At 69.4% G+C, this 17,537-nt stretch carries 18 protein-coding genes; 10 read left to right on the forward strand and 8 right to left on the reverse strand.

The annotated features are described in order from the left end of the window. Nucleotides 1-121: 121 nt before the first annotated feature. Complete coding sequence (locus AB0K82_RS31510) at nt 122-340, reverse strand: hypothetical protein (RefSeq protein WP_364404057.1); 219 nt, start codon at nt 338-340, stop codon at nt 122-124. A 246-nt stretch (nt 341-586) separates the two neighbouring features. Here AB0K82_RS31510 and AB0K82_RS31515 point away from each other — a divergent pair, with 246 nt between their 5' ends. Both AB0K82_RS31515 and AB0K82_RS31520 read left to right on the forward strand, forming a co-directional pair. After that, entirely contained in the window at nt 587-1,312 is a 726-nt protein-coding gene (locus AB0K82_RS31515; RefSeq protein WP_364404059.1) for a nucleoside monophosphate kinase, read from the forward strand. A gap of 96 nt (nt 1,313-1,408) precedes the next feature. Further along, a complete protein-coding gene (locus AB0K82_RS31520) occupies nt 1,409-2,056 on the forward strand; it encodes a hypothetical protein (RefSeq protein WP_364404061.1) in 648 nt (215 codons plus the stop codon). Here AB0K82_RS31520 and AB0K82_RS31525 read toward each other — a convergent pair. Beyond that, nucleotides 2,014-2,769 carry a TetR/AcrR family transcriptional regulator gene (locus AB0K82_RS31525; RefSeq protein ID WP_364404063.1) on the reverse strand — a complete coding sequence of 252 codons (756 nt, stop codon included), beginning with the start codon at nt 2,767-2,769 and terminating at the stop codon, nt 2,014-2,016. The two genes, AB0K82_RS31520 and AB0K82_RS31525, sit on opposite strands and share 43 nt — an antisense overlap. A 111-nt stretch (nt 2,770-2,880) precedes the next feature. Between AB0K82_RS31525 and AB0K82_RS31530 the strand changes: the two genes are divergently transcribed. Next, the gene (locus AB0K82_RS31530; protein WP_364404065.1) at nt 2,881-4,986 is read left to right on the forward strand and encodes an MMPL family transporter; all 2,106 of its coding nucleotides are present in this window, start codon (nt 2,881-2,883) and stop codon (nt 4,984-4,986) included. Nucleotides 4,987-5,092: 106 nt separating this feature from the next. Here the strand turns inward: AB0K82_RS31530 and AB0K82_RS31535 are convergent, their stop codons facing one another. Beyond that, nucleotides 5,093-5,590, reverse strand: coding sequence for a GNAT family N-acetyltransferase (locus tag AB0K82_RS31535; protein ID WP_364404067.1), 498 nt, complete (start codon nt 5,588-5,590; stop codon nt 5,093-5,095). 153 nt (nt 5,591-5,743) lie between these two features. Further along, the gene (locus tag AB0K82_RS31540) at nt 5,744-5,884 is read right to left on the reverse strand and encodes a hypothetical protein (protein ID WP_364404069.1); all 141 of its coding nucleotides are present in this window, start codon (nt 5,882-5,884) and stop codon (nt 5,744-5,746) included. 720 nt (nt 5,885-6,604) lie between these two features. Between AB0K82_RS31540 and AB0K82_RS31545 the strand changes: the two genes are divergently transcribed. Both AB0K82_RS31545 and AB0K82_RS31550 read left to right on the forward strand, forming a co-directional pair. Continuing rightward, nucleotides 6,605-7,405, forward strand: a complete 801-nt coding sequence (locus AB0K82_RS31545; RefSeq protein WP_364404071.1) for a hypothetical protein — start codon at nt 6,605-6,607, stop codon at nt 7,403-7,405. Nucleotides 7,406-7,419: 14 nt separating this feature from the next. After that, nucleotides 7,420-8,172, forward strand: coding sequence for a hypothetical protein (locus AB0K82_RS31550; protein WP_364404073.1), 753 nt, complete (start codon nt 7,420-7,422; stop codon nt 8,170-8,172). On the opposite strand, the gene AB0K82_RS31555 is transcribed toward AB0K82_RS31550, so the two are convergent. Further along, a complete protein-coding gene (locus AB0K82_RS31555; RefSeq protein WP_364404075.1) occupies nt 8,129-8,857 on the reverse strand; it encodes a response regulator transcription factor in 729 nt (242 codons plus the stop codon). The two genes, AB0K82_RS31550 and AB0K82_RS31555, sit on opposite strands and share 44 nt — an antisense overlap. 48 nt (nt 8,858-8,905) lie before the next feature. Here AB0K82_RS31555 and AB0K82_RS31560 point away from each other — a divergent pair, with 48 nt between their 5' ends. Both AB0K82_RS31560 and AB0K82_RS31565 read left to right on the forward strand, forming a co-directional pair. After that, nucleotides 8,906-9,889 carry a S16 family serine protease gene (locus AB0K82_RS31560; RefSeq protein ID WP_364404077.1) on the forward strand — a complete coding sequence of 328 codons (984 nt, stop codon included), beginning with the start codon at nt 8,906-8,908 and terminating at the stop codon, nt 9,887-9,889. A gap of 66 nt (nt 9,890-9,955) precedes the next feature. Continuing rightward, a complete protein-coding gene (locus AB0K82_RS31565; protein ID WP_364404079.1) occupies nt 9,956-10,312 on the forward strand; it encodes a response regulator in 357 nt (118 codons plus the stop codon). Here the strand turns inward: AB0K82_RS31565 and AB0K82_RS31570 are convergent. Both AB0K82_RS31570 and AB0K82_RS31575 read right to left on the reverse strand, forming a co-directional pair. Then, nucleotides 10,217-11,623 carry a HAMP domain-containing sensor histidine kinase gene (locus AB0K82_RS31570; protein ID WP_364404081.1) on the reverse strand — a complete coding sequence of 469 codons (1,407 nt, stop codon included), beginning with the start codon at nt 11,621-11,623 and terminating at the stop codon, nt 10,217-10,219. The two genes, AB0K82_RS31565 and AB0K82_RS31570, sit on opposite strands and share 96 nt — an antisense overlap. 148 nt (nt 11,624-11,771) lie before the next feature. Beyond that, complete coding sequence (locus tag AB0K82_RS31575; RefSeq protein WP_364404083.1) at nt 11,772-12,068, reverse strand: hypothetical protein; 297 nt, start codon at nt 12,066-12,068, stop codon at nt 11,772-11,774. Nucleotides 12,069-12,399: 331 nt separating this feature from the next. On the opposite strand from AB0K82_RS31575, the gene AB0K82_RS31580 reads away from it, so the two are divergent. Then, nucleotides 12,400-13,830, forward strand: a complete 1,431-nt coding sequence (locus AB0K82_RS31580; RefSeq protein WP_364404085.1) for a hypothetical protein — start codon at nt 12,400-12,402, stop codon at nt 13,828-13,830. A 160-nt stretch (nt 13,831-13,990) separates the two neighbouring features. Here AB0K82_RS31580 and AB0K82_RS31585 read toward each other — a convergent pair whose 3' ends face one another. After that, on the reverse strand, nt 13,991-15,148 hold the full coding sequence (locus tag AB0K82_RS31585) for an EamA family transporter (RefSeq protein WP_364404087.1): 1,158 nt from the start codon (nt 15,146-15,148) through the stop codon (nt 13,991-13,993). Between the two features lie 366 nt (nt 15,149-15,514). On the opposite strand from AB0K82_RS31585, the gene AB0K82_RS31590 reads away from it, so the two are divergent. Then, entirely contained in the window at nt 15,515-16,015 is a 501-nt protein-coding gene (locus AB0K82_RS31590; protein WP_364404088.1) for a hypothetical protein, read from the forward strand. Between the two features lie 309 nt (nt 16,016-16,324). Continuing rightward, nucleotides 16,325-17,212 carry a sigma-70 family RNA polymerase sigma factor gene (locus AB0K82_RS31595; protein WP_364404159.1) on the forward strand — a complete coding sequence of 296 codons (888 nt, stop codon included), beginning with the start codon at nt 16,325-16,327 and terminating at the stop codon, nt 17,210-17,212. Nucleotides 17,213-17,537: the final 325 nt, after the last annotated feature.

Consider the following 17,537-nt stretch of genomic DNA (forward strand, 5'->3'; position numbering starts at 1 on the left):
CCCTCGCGACTCTACCGCCCGCCACAGCCACCCAGAGCCCCCCCGGGGCTCCTCGCTCCCGCAGGGAGCACGGCTCGCCGGGCGCCCCGGGCTCCCCCGGACCCGGGACGCTCCTTTCCGGTTAAGCCCTGATCTTCGCGCGCCGGCCCCGGTTCTGCTGGACCGGAATGCGCAGCGCCGGGGCGCAGTCGTCGCAGGCGAACACACGAGAGTCATCCGGCAGCCGGCCGACGTGGACGCGTGGTCGAGGCCACTTCTTGTGGCAGATCACGCATGCCTCGCCCCAGCGCTGCTCGATGGTGAGACCCTCCGGATCGAATGTCGGTGTGGAACGGGCCATGACGTCCCCCCAACTCCTCGGCTCCGTTCGGCCTCCTTTCTATCGGTGTACCGGTGAGGCGTAAGTGTGGGAAACCACAAGGCGGGGCAAAGCCTCGGAGAATTGCCGGGCGCATACGATTCTCCGGGATTAGTCCTGGGTTTTGGTCAGCACGCAACTGTCGTGGAAGCGAGCCGGAACTCCGATCGGCGTGTCCCTTCTCATCCGGGCTGACAGCGGAGCGTGAGCTGTGCCATTCTGCTGACGATGCGGAAGTACGTGATCATGGGCGTGCCGGGAAGCGGTAAGAGCACCCAGGCCGCCGCGCTGGCCCGCGACTTCGACCTGGTGCAGATCAGCGTGGGCGACATCTTCCGGTGGCACGTCAAGCAGCACACGAAGATCGGCGCTCAGGTGCGCCGGGTGATGGCGGCCGGGGAACTGGTCGGCGACGACCTCGTCGAACGGATCGTGCGCGACCGGCTGGAGCAGCACGACTGGAATTACGGCTTCATCATCGACGGGTTCCCGCGCAGCCGGCGCCAGGCCGAGTTCTTCCTGGAGAGCTACGACATCGACGGCGTGATCTACCTCGACCTGCCGGACTCCGAGGTCCGCCGCCGGGTCCTGTCCCGGCGGCTGTGCTCCGTCTGCGGCATGGACTACAACCTCATCGAGGACCGTCCGAAACGAGCTGACCGCTGCGACGTGTGCAACGGCGAGCTGGTCACCCGCGAGGACGACACGCCGGAGGCGCTCGCGGCCCGCCTGCACGACTACCACGACAAGACCGACCCGGTCCTGGAACTGTTCCGGCGCAAGGAGTACGTCTTCACCGTCGACGCCCGGCATGATCCGGAGACCGTGCAGCGGGAGATCCGCGAGCGCCTCGGCCTGGACGGGCGGCCTCCCGTCCGGCCCGCGGAGGATCGTCGGGACCGGCCCGCCGAGGACGGTCGGAACCGGCCCGCCGAGACGGCGGGTTCCGATTGACGCGCCTGACGCCGCGTGGTGGCGTGGAGGGGTGAGCGAGCGCGGCGAGCGAGTCATGAGCGCAGCGCCTCTGGTCGCTCCGGCGGAGGAGGCCGCATGAGCGACGCCGAGGACCTCGTCCGCCGCGCCCGCGCGGAGAACCCGCCGGGAGGCAACCGCTTCCTCGAGCTCCTGGAGGCGTCGGCCGTGCCGCGCGAGCGGCTGGCCTGGCTGGCGGGGGAGCAGTGGCACATCGTGAGCAGCGACCGCCGCAGCTTCGCCCTCGTCGCCGCCCGGTTCCCCGAACCACCGGCGGGCGACCTGTTCCTGGCGCTGGCGGGCGGCGAGGGCACCGCGCTGGGCCTGCTGACGGGGTTCGCCGCCGCCCTCGGCTGGACGGAGGAGGACCTTCGGGCGTACGAGCCGCGTCCCCTCGCCCAGGCCTACCCCGCCTACCTCGCGTGGGGCGCGCTGTCCGGCACGCGGAGCGGCCTCGCCCTCGCCATGCTGGCCAACCTGGCGGAGTGGGGCGCCTACTGCGGGCGTACGGCGGACGCCCTGACGGCGGGGTACGGCCTCGCCGAGGAGGCCGTCGCCTTCTTCCGGTACTTCGCCGCTCCGCCGCCCGGCTTCGCCGAGCAGGCCACCGCCGTCATCGCGCAGGGCCTGACGGCCGGTGAGGAACCGCGGGAGGCGTTGCGGGCCGCCCGCCTGCTGCACGCCTACGAGGCGGCGTTCTGGGCGGCGCTCGCCGAAGGGCTGTGACGCGGAGGGAGCGGCCGCGCGATGCCGAGCATCGCGGACACCTCGGCGAGCTCCGCCTCGAACAGCGGCTCGGCGTCGTCGAGGATGAAGTGGACGTGCCCGAACGCCTCCATCGCGACGAGCCCGTAGAGCCGGACCCAGCAGCCCGCGAAGACCCGGATCAGGCCGAGCGGCAGGCCGGCGCGGTCGAGACCGCAGGACGTGCTGAAGTGCTCGAGCTGCTCGCGTAGCCCGGCCGGGATGTCCTCGTCGGCCGGAATCGGGAACCGCTCGCGCCGCCACAGGTCGGTGAGCAGCGTGAAGAAGACCGCGCCAAGACCGCCCGCCGAGGGGATCTCGCCCTCCCTCCGCGGTTCGTAGCCGGGCGGAGGAGCGCCGAAGACCATCGTGAACTCCGGCCGGTGGTCCAGTGCCCAGCGGCGGAACGCCCGCGCCGCGGCGGCGAGGCGGCCGCCGAGGTCGTCGGCGGGCACGGTGTCCCGGGCGGCCTCCAGCGCCTCGCCGATCTCCGCCTTGTAGCTCTCGATCATGGCCGCGAGGAGGTCGTTCAGGCTCGCGTAGTAGCGGTAGAGCGCCGGGGCGGTCATGCCCATGTCGCGGGCGATGGCCCGCAGGGAGATGCCCGCGGGGCCGTGGGCCCGCAGGTGCTGACGCGCCGCCTCCTGGATCTCACGCACCGTGGCCTCGCGCAGGCGTTCGCGGCGGGTCGTCACGCTTCTCCTTGACGATAGTTAACGACGTATGCTTCCGTTTACGATGTTCACCGTAAACGGTGTTCACTCTGCTGATCGGCGTTACCTCACATTATCTCGGGGGAGCGGACCATGCTCGAGTCATCCGGCCGCCTGATGCACCGCCGACGTCGGTGGGTGCTGGCCGCGGCCGCCGTCTTCGTCGTCATCGCCGCCGTCTGGGGCACACAGGTCTTCGGCTCGCTCAAGAGCGGCGGCTTCGAGGACCCGCATTCGGAGTCGGCTCGGGCCACCGCGCTCATCGACGAGCGGATCGGCCCGCCCGCCGGAGACCTGGTCGTGCTCTACGAGAGCGCGTCCCGCACCGTGGACGATCCGGCCTTCCGCGACGCCGTCACCGGAACCCTCGCGCGGCTGCCCCGCGACCGGGTCCGGGGTGTCACGACCTTCTGGAACACCGGATCGCCGGCGCTCGTCTCGCGTGACCGGCACGCCACCTACGTCGCCGTGCGGCTGAGCGGCGCCGACGTGTTCGCGCGGGTCAAGACGTACGAGAAGATCCGGGACGGGTTCACCGCTCCGGGCCTGACCACGCTGCGCGGCGGCACGGTCGCCGTGAACAGCCAGCTCCACGAACAGACCTCCAAGGACCTGGCGCGCGCCGAGATGATCTCGATGCCGATCCTCCTGGTGCTGCTCGTGGTCATCTTCGGCAGTGTGGTGTCCGCGTTGCTCCCGCTCGCCATCGGTGGCGTCGCCATCCTCGGCGCGTTCACCGTCCTGCGCGTGGCCGCCATGACCACGGACGTGTCCACGTTCGCCGTCAACATCATCACCATGCTCGGGCTCGGCCTGGCCATCGACTACTCGCTGTTCATCGTGACGCGTTTCCGCGAGGAGCTCGGCCGGACGGACTCCGAACGGGAGGCGCTCACCCGCACGATGGCGACGGCGGGCCGCACCGTCGCGTTCTCGGGCGTGACGGTCGCCATCGCGTTCGGCGGCCTGCTGCTCTTTCCGCAGATGTTCCTGCGGTCGATGGGGCTCGGCGGCATCGCGGTGGTGCTCGTCGACATGGCGGCCGCCCTCACGGTCCTGCCGGCCCTGCTCGCGGTCCTCGGCCGCCGGGTCGACGCGCTGCGCGTGCTGCCACGGCGGCAGGGCGACCGGGAAGGGCGCGGAGCGTGGTTCCGGCTCGCGCACAGCGTCATGCGCCGGCCCGTGGCGTACGCGGTGGGCGTGACGGTCGTGCTGCTCGCGCTCGGCGCGCCCTTCCTCGGCATCCGCTTCGGCAGCGTGGACGTCCGCGCACTGCCGAGCGGCGCCGAGAGCCGTACGGTGGCGACGGCCCTCGACCGCGACTTCGCGCACGGCTCGGTCTCGCCGATCGACGTCGTGGTGACCGGTGGTGTGTCCCGCCCGCAGGTCGACGCCTACCTCGACCGGCTGCGCGCCGTGTCCGGGGTCGCGGCGGCGGAGGTCGCCGACACCGGCCGGGACGTGACCCACATCGCCGTCCGGTACGGCGCCGACCGGCAGTCCCGGCAGGCCCGCGACCTGGTGGAACGGATCCGGTCGCTGCCCGCGCCGGGCACGGTGTACGTCGGCGGGGAGACGGCCCAGCTGACGGACATGCTGAGCAGCCTGGGCCACGTCCTGCCCCGGGCCGCCCTGTTCGTCGGCGTGGTGACGTTCGCGCTGCTGTTCGCGGCGCTGGGCTCGATCCTCCTGCCGCTCAAGGCGCTGGTGATGAACGCGCTGTCGCTGAGCGCCGCGTTCGGCGTGATGGTCTGGGGCTTCCAGGACGGCCACCTCGCGGGCGTGCTCGGCTTCACCTCCACCGGCACGGTGGAGGCGTCGCAGCCGGTGCTGATCCTCGCCGTGGCGTTCGGGCTGTCGATGGACTACGAACTGTTCCTGCTCAGCCGGGTCCGGGAGGAATGGCAGCGGACGGGGGACAACACCGTCGCGGTGGCCGCCGGGCTGCAGAGCACCGGCCGGATCATCACCAACGCCGCCCTCCTGCTGGCCGTCGTGATCGCCGCGTTCACGACGTCGGGGATCTCCTTCATCAAGCTCATCGGCGTCGGACTGCTCGTCGCCGTGGTCGTCGACGCCACCCTCGTACGGGCGCTGCTGGTGCCCGCGACGATGCGGCTCCTCGGCCGGGCCAACTGGTGGCTGCCGAGCCCGCTCCGGCGCCTCCACGCCCGGGTCGCCCTCCGCGAGTCCGCCTGAGCCGCTCGGCGGGGGACGCCGCTCAGGCGCCCGCTGAGACCGCCTCGGCAGGTCGCCGCCCGCCGGAGCCGGATAAGCGGCCGGTCTCGGTCCCGCCCTGACCGGGTCAGCGGCCGGTCTCGGCCCGCAGCCTCTTCTCGAAGCAGACGCTTCGCACGGGCTGCGGGCCGAACGATTGGATGGGGACGTACCCGCTGAACTCGCACAGCCCCGCGTCGCGCGGGTCGATGGCCACGAGACGCGCGGTCCGGCAGCCGCGCCGTCGAGCGAGGTCCTCCGCAGCCCGCAGCAGCAGCCGGGACACTCCGAAGCGGCGGAAGTCCGGCCGTACGTAGACGTGGCCGACCTCGGCGATCTGATCGGCGGATGACGGCCCGCCTTCGTGACCTCCCGCACCGTTCACCCAGCGCAATCCGACGCAGCCGATAAGTGTCGTGCGATCCCGGGCGACGAGGAAGGTCGTTCCCGGTTCGGCCGGCGAGTGGCGGTCGGTGGTGCCGTCGGATCGGGCGGCCGGTTCGGCCGTCCGTCCGCCGTACAGGTCGATCATGATCGGGTCGTCGAACGACGCCTCGACGAATTCGACGCGGGAGCTGCTGCCCATGCCGGGCCACAGTAGGGAATCGGCCGCCCGCGTGCGGGCGGTTCACGGGCGGTGGCGCCGAGCCGGGTCGGACATTGAACGACAAAAGGGAAGAGGAGCGCTGCCGGTGTGGCAGCGCTCCTCGATTACATCAACGCCGTGGCGGCGCCGACGTCACTGCTTGCCGGCGCCACAGCCCTGGCACTGGGATGCGGCGTCGCTGTTCCAGGTGCTGCAGACGCTGCAGGCCCAGCCGGCGAGGATCGCCATCTTGCGGAGGGTGACCTTGGCCGTCTGAACGATGTTCTGTCGCATGAGAACTCCCGGTCCGAAGTGAGCGCTGACCTTTTATCTGCCAGCGATGTGAACCGTCCTCTGGTGGCGCTTCTTGGCAACCGAAAAGTGACTCACGCCACAGCTGAGTCGTAAGGGTCTTCCCTTTTTGTGTTCTTGCAGCTCCGCAACGCAGGCCGCCTTTGGGGGGTTCTTGACGTCAATATCTGTGGTGTGGTGCTCCAGTGCTTAAGCTGGTCGTTTGTCCATTTCTCTGGCTGATTGGGCTGGTTGGGAGGCCGATGGGATGTCCCTGGGCGAGCCGACCTCAAGGGCGTCGCATCATGACGGGCGATATCCGAGATTGGCATTCCTGACGGCACGAATCCGTACGAGATTGCGGTGTGGCGATTATGGAACTCCACCTTCATGTGGGGAAGGCGGTCGATCTCGTTACCGCACCCGCTGTGACTTCTGTGATTCGCAAGCTGGCGGGGTGTCCGGCGCCTTCGCGGGCCGTCACCGGCGGCGTCAGCGGGGGTGCGGCGGGCGGCCGGGTGGCTCGACGGGATGAGGTCCGGGCCCACGGTCGACGGAGGCCGGGCTCCACGGCCGTGGCGGGGCGGCTGAGGAGGGAAGGTGAGGAAGACTTGCGATTCCGGGTTGCGAAACCGGCAGCGCACGGACTTTAGGAGTCAGGAGCCCGCGCCTTAGAGTGCGGGTGAGACCAGGCGACACAGAGCCTGCCAAACGAGAGGGTCCATGACCGTGTCAACCATCCTGAGCGAACTCGAGCTCGAGTCACCACTCGTCGGCACGACGGTGACCGCGCACATCAAGGGCACCGGCCCTGACGGATTCACCTGCGCCGTCTACGACGCCGGCAGCGGACGGGCCTGGAGCGCGCTCCTGCTGCACGCCGACACGTACGACCTGCCCGAGGGGACGCCACCGCCTCCGCTGGCGCCTGGAGACACCCTCATCGCCCTCGTCACCGGCATCGCGGAGGGGGAGCGGGAAGGCGCGGAGCGGCTGCTGCTGTCGGTGACGTCGCCGGAACTGGTCGCGCGGATCCTGTCGGGGTTCGTCGACGAGATCCTCACGGGAAAGGTCGTCATCAAGAACGTGGCACGGGTCGCCGGAACCAAGGCGAAGGTCGCCGTGGCCCCGACGACTCTGGGGGTCGACGCCCGCGGCGCCTGCATCGGCCGGGGCGCCAGCCGGATCAAGGGCGCGGAGCGGCTGCTGAACCGCGCGTTCGGCCGGGAGAAGCTGGAGATCATCGAATACTCCAGCGACCGGGCGACCTACCTGCGCAACGCGATGAGTCCCGTTTCGGTCACCGAGGTCCTCGTCGAACGCGATGACGCGGTCGTGGCGGTCGAGGAGCACCAGCTCTCCGGCGGCATCGGCGCGGGCGGCCTGAACGCCCAGCTCGCCGGGCAGCTGACCGGCCTCTACGTACAGGTCGTCAAGGCCGGCACCGACCTCCGGAAGGCGATGGACCGGCTCAAGGCGGATCAGGCCGCGGTGGCCGCGTCGGCCTCGGCGGACGAGGTCTGAGATCACATCCGACGATGCTTCCCACGGTCGTTCACGCGAAGGCGGGGTCCCCGCCCCGCGGTGTCGAAGATCTGAGCGGTGACGGTGACGACTCCCTGGACCGGGAAAGCCTCATCCTCGCCGGCCAGGCCCTGACCTGGCAGTCCGTGTTCAGCAGCGGTCCGCTGACCGCGATCCCGCTGAGCAGGACGTCCGCCCTTCTCGTACGCCATGACGGGGAGACGCGGCCGGAGGAGTGGCACGATCGGTTCGTCCTGGGCCTCGTCCATCGGATGAAGGGCGAGTTGTCGATCGCGGCGGTCACGGCGAGGCTGCTCGCCGAGGCCGCCGACGAGAACTCCGGGGAGGACACCGAACTCCTCGCCTCGGCGATCGACGGGTTCGCCGGACTGCTCGGAGAGCTCGAGGAGGAGCGGAGGTCCGGAGGACTCGCGGAGCAGATGGTCAGGGACGTGCTCCGCACCCATGCCGCGCTACTGGGACTCGTCCATCAGCAGGTGTCGGTCCGGCGGCACGAGGAGTTCACGATCCACACCATACGGTCGGTCTCCGCCCATCTGACCCGGAGCGAGATCGAACGACTGGGACGGCAGGTCGGGCTGCCCTGGCCGGCCCGTCCGAAGAACGGAATCGGCCGCGACCTGGGGATGGCCCGGTGGCGCACCACCATGGAGAGCCAGCGTCACCAGATGTGGTGCCGGGTGGAGAAGAAGAACGTCCTCGTCACTGAGCTCTGGCTGCGGGACCGTCAGGAGCGGTCGGAATGATGTATCCGTACCCCGTCCTGGTCACCACCAGGCCCTCGCCGAGCTTGCGGCGCAACCGGGAGATGTGCTCGGTGAGCGTACGAGAGACGCCTCGGTCGGTGCCCCACACCTGCACCATGATCTCCTCCTTGGAGACCGCGCGGCCGCGGTTGCGCACGAGGAACTCCAGCACGGCGTACTCCATCGGGGCCAGCCGCACCGCGACCCCGTCCTTGAAGACCTGGCGCGCCGCCAGGTCGACCAGGACGGGCGAACCGCCGGCCAGGACGGGCGACAGGTCCACCAGGTCGTTCCGCCCCGCGCCCGGCCGGCCGGCGGCCGCGGAGCTACGGCGCAGCACCGCGTGGATCCGAGCGAGCAGGAGTTCGGGGTCGAACGGCTTCGTGACGTAGTCGTCGCCGCCGAGCCGCAGCCCGAGGACCTGCTCGTGCGGCTTGCTGCGCGCGGTCAGCAGGATCACGGGTGTGTCGTTTCCCTCTTCGCGCAGCTCGTGGATGAGGGACAGCCCGTCGATGTCGGGGAGGTTGAGGTCGAGCAGAGCGAGGTCGATGTCCCCGTGTCTCAGCGCCTGCCGGGCCAGCTCCCCGCTGGACACGGACTTCACCTGAAGGTTGCGCCTGCTCAAAAGGCTGGCGACCACCTTGACGAATCGCGGGTCGTCGTCGACGAGGAGAACCTGTGGCACGGATCCTCACAATACCCAATGCGATCTTGAACCCGACAAGAGCTGATCATGGCAGATGCCACCACGCGTGACAGGGAAAAGACCAGACGCATACGCTACGCCGTCATCCTCTCCCTGCTCATGCTCGCGGGCTTCGGCCTGACCGGCTCGCCGTACGACCGGATCGAACCCGGCCCGGTGATCCGGATCGATTCGCCGGAACGGGGATCCTGGCTGGTCACGACGGTGGTCGTGCGGCATAGCACCTGGTTCCGGTGGGCACTGGCCGAATTCAACGGGGAACGCACGGTGCGGGTGCGCGGGGCGGCGAGCCCGGCGACGGGTCAGTCGATGGCCCAGGCGATGGACCAGTCGCAGACCACGGCGGCACTCGTCGCCGCTCAACTCGCCGGCGGACGGACACCGACCGGCAGCGCCGGGCTCCAGGTGACCGGGATGACGGGAACGCCGGCCACGAGCGGGCTGCACCCCGGTGACGTGCTCCTGGCCGCGGGCGACGCCCGGCACCTGGCACCGCTCCGCGACCAGACCGATCTGTCGTCCGCCACGGTGGACCCGGCGAACGTGCACGTCCTCGTGGCCCCCAGAGTCTCCGGCGAGTCGCTGGGGGCGTCCACGATCAAGCGGATACCGGCTGCCTCGCTCGCCGCGGTACGGGTGGATCCCAGAGTCGCCGCTACCACCTATCCGCTCGGCGTCGTACAGGGCCCGTCGGCGGGGCTGGTCCTGACACTCGCCCGTGTCGACGCGCTGGGCTCGGGAGGTCTGCTCGGAGAAGGGCGCCACGTCGCCGGCACGGGCGGAGTCGCCCTCGACGGCTCGGTGACCACCGTCGGAGAGGTCGATGAGAAGGTGAAGGCCGCGATGGCGGCCCACGCGGACGTGTTCTTCGTACCGGCCCTGCAGCGCGACATCGCGGCACGGGCGGCGCGGGGCGGCACGATGCGGATCGTCCCGGTCGGCTCCGTCTCGGACGCGGTGAAGTGGCTGTGCGCCGCCGGCGGACGCTCCCCGGCCTGCGAGATCTCCTGAGAACTGTGGCACCGGCCGGGCGCTGGTAGCGTCTGAACCACGGATGCCCACCGGACCGGAGATCAGATGCGGGTGCTCATCGTCGACGACGACCCCGGCGTCCGGCGACTGCTCCAAATGATCATGGAACGCGCTGGTCATGAGGCGGACCTGGCCGGGGACGGCGGCGAGGCCTGGCACCGGCTCACCACCGCGTCCCTGCCTCGGCTGCTGATCCTGGACCGGATGCTCCCGGACATCGACGGAGCCGATCTCGTGGCCCGGATTCGCGCCGACGCCCGCACCGCGCATCTGCCCGTGCTGGTGCTCACCGCCGCCGCGGGCACCTCAGGCGACCTGGACGACGGCGTCCTGACCCGCGTTCTTCCGAAGCCGTTTGACCTCGACGAGCTCCGTGGTCTCATCTCCGCCCTCGCGGGCTGACCGGCGTGGCCGGATTAACGGGAGCGGGACCCAGAAGTCGACCTGCAGGCCACCGGACGGAGCGGTCACCAGTTCGACCCGGCCGCCCATGGCGGTCATCAGCAGGTCCGCGATGTAGAGCCCGAGCCCCGAGCCTGGAGCGTTCCCCACGGCGGGCGTCCGATAGTACGGCCGCAGTACGTGAGCTCGTTCGCCAGAGGGGATGCCGGGGCCTTCGTCCGCGACGCCGATGACGCCATAGGAATCGACCTCGCGCGCCGTCACGGTGATCTTCCCGTCGGGCGCGTACTTCTGCGCGTTGCCGAGGGCCGCCAGCAGGCACTGCCGCAACCCCCACGGATCGGCGCGTACGGTGCTACCGGGAGGAACGTCGATCAGCGTACGCGCCGCCACCGACGGGATGGTCCGCACGGTTCGGCGTAGCAGCGCCGTCACGTCGATCGGTTCGGCCGTCATGGCGGGCGGCGCGGACGGATCCGAGGCGCCGACGGCGGCAAGACCCTTGACGGTGTGGCGCATCATCTCGACGGCGTCGAGGATCGCCTCGATCGAGTCCGTCGCGTCCGGGTCGTCCGGAAGCAGGGCGCCCAGCAACTGGGCGTGACCGCGGACCGCGGTCAGCGGGCCGTGCAGCTCGTGCCGTATGGAGTCCAGCAGCAGCCGCCGCGCCTCACCGTCCGCGGCCGTGAGAACCGTCGTGGACCGGTCGACGACGGCGCTGAGCCGAGCGCGTTCCTCCTCGACGTCATGGCGGTCCCACACGTCGTCCCGGAACGCGCCCAGAGCCCGGGCCGCGCCCACCAGCGCTCCACCCGGCACGCCGGAGACCATCCGGGACGCTCGATAAGGGCCGGTGGGCCGGGTCCAGCCGATCAGCAGAAGACCCGCGTCCTGCCCGTCACCGGTCCGGATCCCGAGGTACACGCCGGCTCGCCATCCGTCCGGCAGCGCCCGCCGGGGAATCCGATGGGGGACTTCGTCGCGGCGGAGTCCCGCGAGCCCGCCGTGGTCATCCGGCCGCAGGCCACGGCCGTCGGCCGGCACGTCCACCCGTGTGTCGCCGGCGGGCAGCGACATCGTGAGCACCAACCGGTCCGCCCGCACGGCGCGCCGCAGGTCGTCGGCGAGGGGAGCCAGGTCCGCGGCGGCCGTCCGCCGTTGCACGGCCAGCCGGGGCAGATCGAGCAGCGGCCGGGCGAGGCGTACCGCTGTCTCCCTGGTGAGCAGGGCATCGGTAGCGAAGGGGAGGGCCCCGCAGGCGACGAGCGCCAACGCCCCCCAGCCGCCAACTCCCAGCACCGCCGTGATCATCGCCCTCATGGTAGTACTGGGAGGAATCATAGGCAGGTTGCCCAGCGGCCCGGCCGTGATCACCGGAACAAAGAAACGCCGGCCCCTTGACCACCATGAAGGTGGTAGGGGCCGGTTCTTCGGAGCCGCCGGTACGGCCGGCGGTGGTTCAGCGCCAGAAGCGGAGCCGGTCGATGAGCTTCCGGCGCCCGAGGAGCTTCCGCTCCGCGGCGTTCGCGGCCTCCACGAGGGCGTCGGCCTGCCGCTTCGTCTGCAGGTAGAAGTCCTCGGCGAAGGACTCACCGATCTTGCCGAGCGCCGCCCACGTCGCCAGGGTCTTGACGCGCTGCACGTTGCCGAGCTCCTTCCGCAGGAGGGTCTCCTTGGCGTCCAGCGCCTCCACGTGCTCGATGGCGGCGGCGGTGTCCTTGGCCGTGGTGGTGTCGTTGAGCATGACCAGCCTCATTCCTCGAGTTGTACCGCGACTTTGGTCGACCTCTCACTGTCCGTAGGAGAGGGCTCCTCGCAACCGGGCACAGTGGAAAATCTCGCCGAGGCCGGCCGGATCGATGGCCAGGTACGACCTCCGCCCTGAGACGCGGTCCGGCGACCGCTCGTCGTACATGACGCTTGGGGTCGCGTTCACCTGAAGTTCTCTTGCCGCCCAGGCGGCCCTGCGGACCATCACTGTGGGAGCCGCTTCGCACTCTCTTCCGGGCTCGACGCCGGAAGTAGTGCAGGGCGGACCCCGCGCATCGCTAGAGCGTGCGCGATCACACAACAAGGGGAAATGCAAAGTGAGTAATAAGAAACTGAGCCGGCTTCGCCGGCTCTTCGAACACCCCATCACGCGGTGGGCCCTTGGGCTCTTCGCCGTAATGGTGTACGCGGTGCCTGCCGCCGTCCAACTGGGCGGGTCGGTGTCGCAGAAGTTCGCAAGCGCCGTCATGCAGCCGCTGACGGCTGGTCACGCGGTGACGGCCGTGCAGGCCACTACCATCACCTACCTCTTCTCCACGTGGATCACCGCGATCCTGGGGGGAATCGGCGTATACATGGGGTGGATCAACGAAAAGCCCCTGTGGAAGGCATCGCCGGACACCACAAGGCGAGACAGGGTCTTCGACGGGCTGCTGAGCCGCACGACCGAGGGGTCGCTCGTTCACGAGCGCCTGGATAAGTTCAAAAAGTGGGAGGCGAAGCCGAGGAACCGATGCATCCTGACAGTCGGGTACTTCCTCGCGCCCTGGCTCTGCGGAAACCTCCTGGCGGCGCATTACACGGCCGTGCTGCCGTTTGTGAGCGGCAATGCCCTTACCGCAATGGGCGGGGTCGTCGTGAGCATCCTCGGTGCGTGGGCGCTCCTGGACGCACTCCCGCTGGTCGGACTGCCGCTCCCGAGCGGTGGTTTCATCAAGAAGCTCCGCTCGATCAACGCGTCGATGCTGGTCGAGTGGTGGAATCACAACCGGGTCGTGCTGAAACAGTGGTGGGACTGGAAGAAGATGCTCCCGCTGCTGCTTCCGTTCGGGTCGGTGGCCGGAGCTCTCGTCATCGTCGTCTCGGCCGGACACGTCGCGGTCATGCCTGTGCTGGCCGCCCTGGGCGGCGCGGTGTGCTCGGGAGTGCTGGTGAAGGCCGGCAAGGCGATGGCCAACGCCGGAATTCAGCTCCAGGGGTCGATCATCAGTATGTTGATCGGCCTCGCCATCGGGTCACCGACTCTCTTCACGGTCGACTGGTCCGTGGGCGTCTTCGTGAGGGGAATCATCGCGGGCTTCCTGTCTGCCTCCGCGGCATTCCTGTACTGCGTCGCGCAGGGGCGGCTCTTCCTGCCCGAGAGGGTGGCCGGCGTCATGTCGGCCATTGGGCCCGTCCTCAGCAGTCTGGTGGGGCTGATGGTGCTGCACCAAAGCCTCGGAGGTTGGATCCTGATCGGCATCTCCGTCATGTTCGCCGTCTCGGTGATCACCACCCTCTTCACGGGTTCGAAGGAGGAGCACAACGCCGCGAAGGCGGGGCACTTCACCTCCAGGCTGGCGGCCCCGAGGCCGGGCGATGACAGTCCCGAGGAAGAAGAGGTCAAGAAGAGGCAGCCGAAGCCGCAGCGCAGGTCGAACTCCTTGCAGAAGCGGCGTCGGAAGGAGAAGGCGCAGGCCCGGGGGCGCAAGAACGCCCGGGTGGGCACGAAGGGCCGACGGCCCAAGAAGGCCCGTAACAAGCACTGACTGAAGGCACTGGAGCGCCGGAAGTGAACCGCAGCCCCGGGGGAATCCCCGGGGCTGAGCCGTGTTCGGGGTATTTGCGCGTGCCGGTACGCGCCCGAACACGGTGAAGCCCCGGGTTCCCCCGGGGCCTCTGTTCTTCAGTGGCTCTTCCCTTTCTCGGTCAGTGCTTGTTCTTGGACCCCCGGGCCCTGCGCCTCCGGATCCTGTTCCTGTCGGCTTCCAGCTTCCTCGCGGGTGCGTCGGAGGGCCTGTTCGGCTGGGGCCGCCTCTGCCCGCGCTCCGGCTTCGGCGACCTGCTCCCGGACGTTCCCAGGGGAACGCCCGGCTCGGCGCCCGGCTCGGCGGCCGGCTCGTCGGTCGGCTCGTCGGTCGATTTGGCGGCGTTGCCGTTGAACGCCTTGAGTGCCGCCTGCTTGGCCTCGGACCTAGCGACCATGACCGCTCCCAGCGCCACCACGAAGATGGCTGCGATCTTGATCGCGTCCGGCGCCGGGCCGGCCTCCAGCCAGGCGATCAGGAGAGCGACCGCCGGAGCGGTCGCGAGGATGACGTTGACGGTGACTGCGCTTGCCAGTTTGCGCAGCGCAAACACCTCGACGGCCGTCGGGATGGCCGTGTTGGTCATGGCCGCCGACAGCACGGCGATGAGCAACCCGCCCGACATTTCAGGCATGCTCGCGCCATGGAACAGCGCGATCACGATCAGTCCGAGCCCGGCGGCCAGGCCGGACCACCCACGAACGAGATCCTGCGACTCCTTCTTGAGTTTGTTGGTCATCGCGGTCCGGACCGCCACACCGGCACCGGTCAGGCCGGCACAGACGATCCCGAACAGGTTCGTGTGGCCCCCCGCGGCCCCCTCACCCGGCTGGAGGACGAGGGGCATGACGCCGAGCAGGGTCACGAGCGCCCACGCGACCTTTTGGACGTCCGCCCTCGTGGCGAACGGCCCTTCGAAGCCCCGCAGCGTGCGCTGCTTGATCACGTGCCGTGCGACCGGCTCGAACAAACCGATCAGCAGTGCCGTGATCAGGGTGCCCGCCACTTCTACGGCGCCGAACACCACGAGTGAGCAGTTGATGGCGCCCTGCACGTAGAAGATGTTGAGCGCCATGTTGACGACCATGAAGGTCACGATTGCCCGCCACAACCGTCGCGGGGAGAACCCGGCCCTGAATGCGAGGGGAAGGACCAAGGCCCCGCCGATGGCGGTGACGCAGCCGATGCTCATCAGCGAGGAGAATCCCATCGCCTTGAGAACGACCAGCTGCACGTTGCTGTAGACCGTCGACACCATCCCAAGGATCAGTGCCGTCACGCCGATTAGGCGCGACAAGTCAAGTTTTTTCATTTTTATTCGCCTCTTGTCGCGTTACGCCCGGGGAAGACCCCGGTACGGTCCGTTCGTTTGGAATCGGACATGGGTGACCGTACGGAGCAGACCGGAAGCGGCAACGCCTGACCGCCCCAGACGCGGATGACTCGGGTCACGTCTCGGAGACGGCGTGCCCGTTGGCGGCTATCGCGGTCCAGGTCCAGGAGGGCATCGACGCCGTCCGGCGCGGCCGCCGCCCCCGTACGGTGTGGCGTTGGCAAGACGAGACCATGGCGTGCGGGGGCGCGCGAAGAAGAAACAGACCCGTCGGCGGGTTGCCGTGCCGTTTAACTCCGGACAGATCTTTTCGTGCCGTACTACCGCGCTAGGAGGCTGGGCTGCGGCGGCGTGCTCGTCGGCGCCGGGTTCGTGGCGCTCATGGGCATCGTCGCGCTGATCTGCATCGCCAACCGGTCATGGTTCGAGGGCAAGGTCACCGACGCGATCTACGGAGACCGGCGCGCGATCCACCTCGGCAAGGAGTTCAAGCCGGGGGCCACGGCGGAGGAGGACGGAGTACGGCAGACGGCGGTGCTGATCGACCGCGCTCCGCATGTCCGGGTGACCTCACCGACCGACAAGTGGCTCCAGAACCACAAGGACGCCGTGTGCAAGCACGAGGTCTGCACCGCGGCGGCGACGCCGCTGAAGTCCGTCGGCGGCGTCGGGATCGGCCTAGGCGGCCTGGCGGCCATGGGGGTAGTGGTCTACGCCGTCTACTCCCTGCTCTTCGACGACGGGATGTTTAAGTACGGAGGCTACGGCGGGGGTTACGGCGGGGGTTACGGAGGCCGCCGCTACATGCCTTGACGACGTTCCTGACCGTTGACTGCCATCCGGTCACCGCCGAATCAACGGCAGGTCCACGATAGATCAATTTTCTGTCAACGACGTTTGCCGTCCCCGATCGCGCGTCGGCTCACGACGGTCGGCTGACACTGCCTTCCACCTGGACTCTCGCTGCCGCGACTAGCGCCGGACGGCGCATCCGTCCCGTACGGAGCGCCTTCACCCGTTCGCCCGGCGTGTCAACACTCCTCCAATTTTGGGGCCAAAGCCCGGTTGATCACCTTAGAACTGGGTGCGGCACTAGCTTCGGGAGGACCGGGATTGGACATCGTGCAGCCGTCCGGTGGTGAGCGCCGGGCCAACGACGACTACCGCAGCCGCAATGACGAGCTCTTCGCCCGCTGCATACGAGTGCGGGAGCTGCTCGCGGACCTGCGCGCCAAGGTCGACGCCGGCGAGATCGACGATTTCTCCGAGGTCGCGCTGCGGCGGGCCGAACGTGAACTCGAAGACGTCACCCTGGAGATCATGACCGCGAACTACGGCCTCGTGCGCCGGTACGTCGCGATGTTCACCTCGAAGTGCAACGAGCACAGCGAGGACTTCGAGAGCGCCGGGAAGGTCGGCCTCCTCTGGGCGATCTCCTCCTACGACCCGTCCCGCGGCCCCTTCTCGAGCTGGGCTTTCAAGCCGATCCAGCGGGAGGTCCTGCGTGCGGTACGAGACGCCGACCACCCGAATCTCAATCCCGGCGACTTCGAGAAGCGCCCGGTGATCCTGGCGGCCACGCAGGCGTTCTCCGCCCAGTTCGGGCCGGATGCCCCCTACGACTACGCGGACATCGCCCGGCGGGCGGGGACCACGGAGGCCCAGGTGCGCCGTGTCCTGGACGCGCCCAGGCTGGACAGCCTGCATGCGCCGAGCGGCGGCTCCGGCGAAGAGGAGACCCCGTGGGCGGAACGGCTGGCCGACCCGTCACCGAGCGTTGAGGATGAGGTGCTGCTCCGATTCGACCTGCGTACGGTCAGCGACCATGGATTGCCGGGCCTCGACGCCCGCGAACGCTATGTCCTGACCCGCCGGTTCGGGCTGGACGGCGAACCGGAGGAGCCCCTCCATCTCATCGGTGACAGGCTCGGGCTCTCGCGCGAAGGCGTACGGCAGATCCAGCAGAAGGCGCTGGCCAAACTGCGCGGGCCGATCGCCGAAGTCGCCTGAGGAGGAACCGATGAACGACCAGGGTGGGGCGGCCCGACCGGAGCCTCCAGAGGAGGACTCCTGGATCATCATTGACGACACCGAGGAGACCGCGAACGAGCCCTCGGCCACGTGGGGCGGAGCGGAGTTCGGCGCTTCCCTCCCGTCCGTTTCCTCGGAGGACCCGCCGGCGCCGCCGCAGAAGCCGGTGACCGCGAAGAAGTCACCGGCGCCGCCGCAGAACCCGGTGACGGCGAAGAAGCCATCGGCGACCGTGAAGAAGCCGCCGGTGGCGACGGAGAAGGCGCCGGCCACGCCACGGAACCCACCGGCCGGCCCGCCGTCG

The sequence above is a fragment of the Actinoallomurus sp. NPDC052274 genome (assembly GCF_040679475.1).
Lineage (GTDB): Bacteria > Actinomycetota > Actinomycetes > Streptosporangiales > Streptosporangiaceae > Actinoallomurus > Actinoallomurus liliacearum.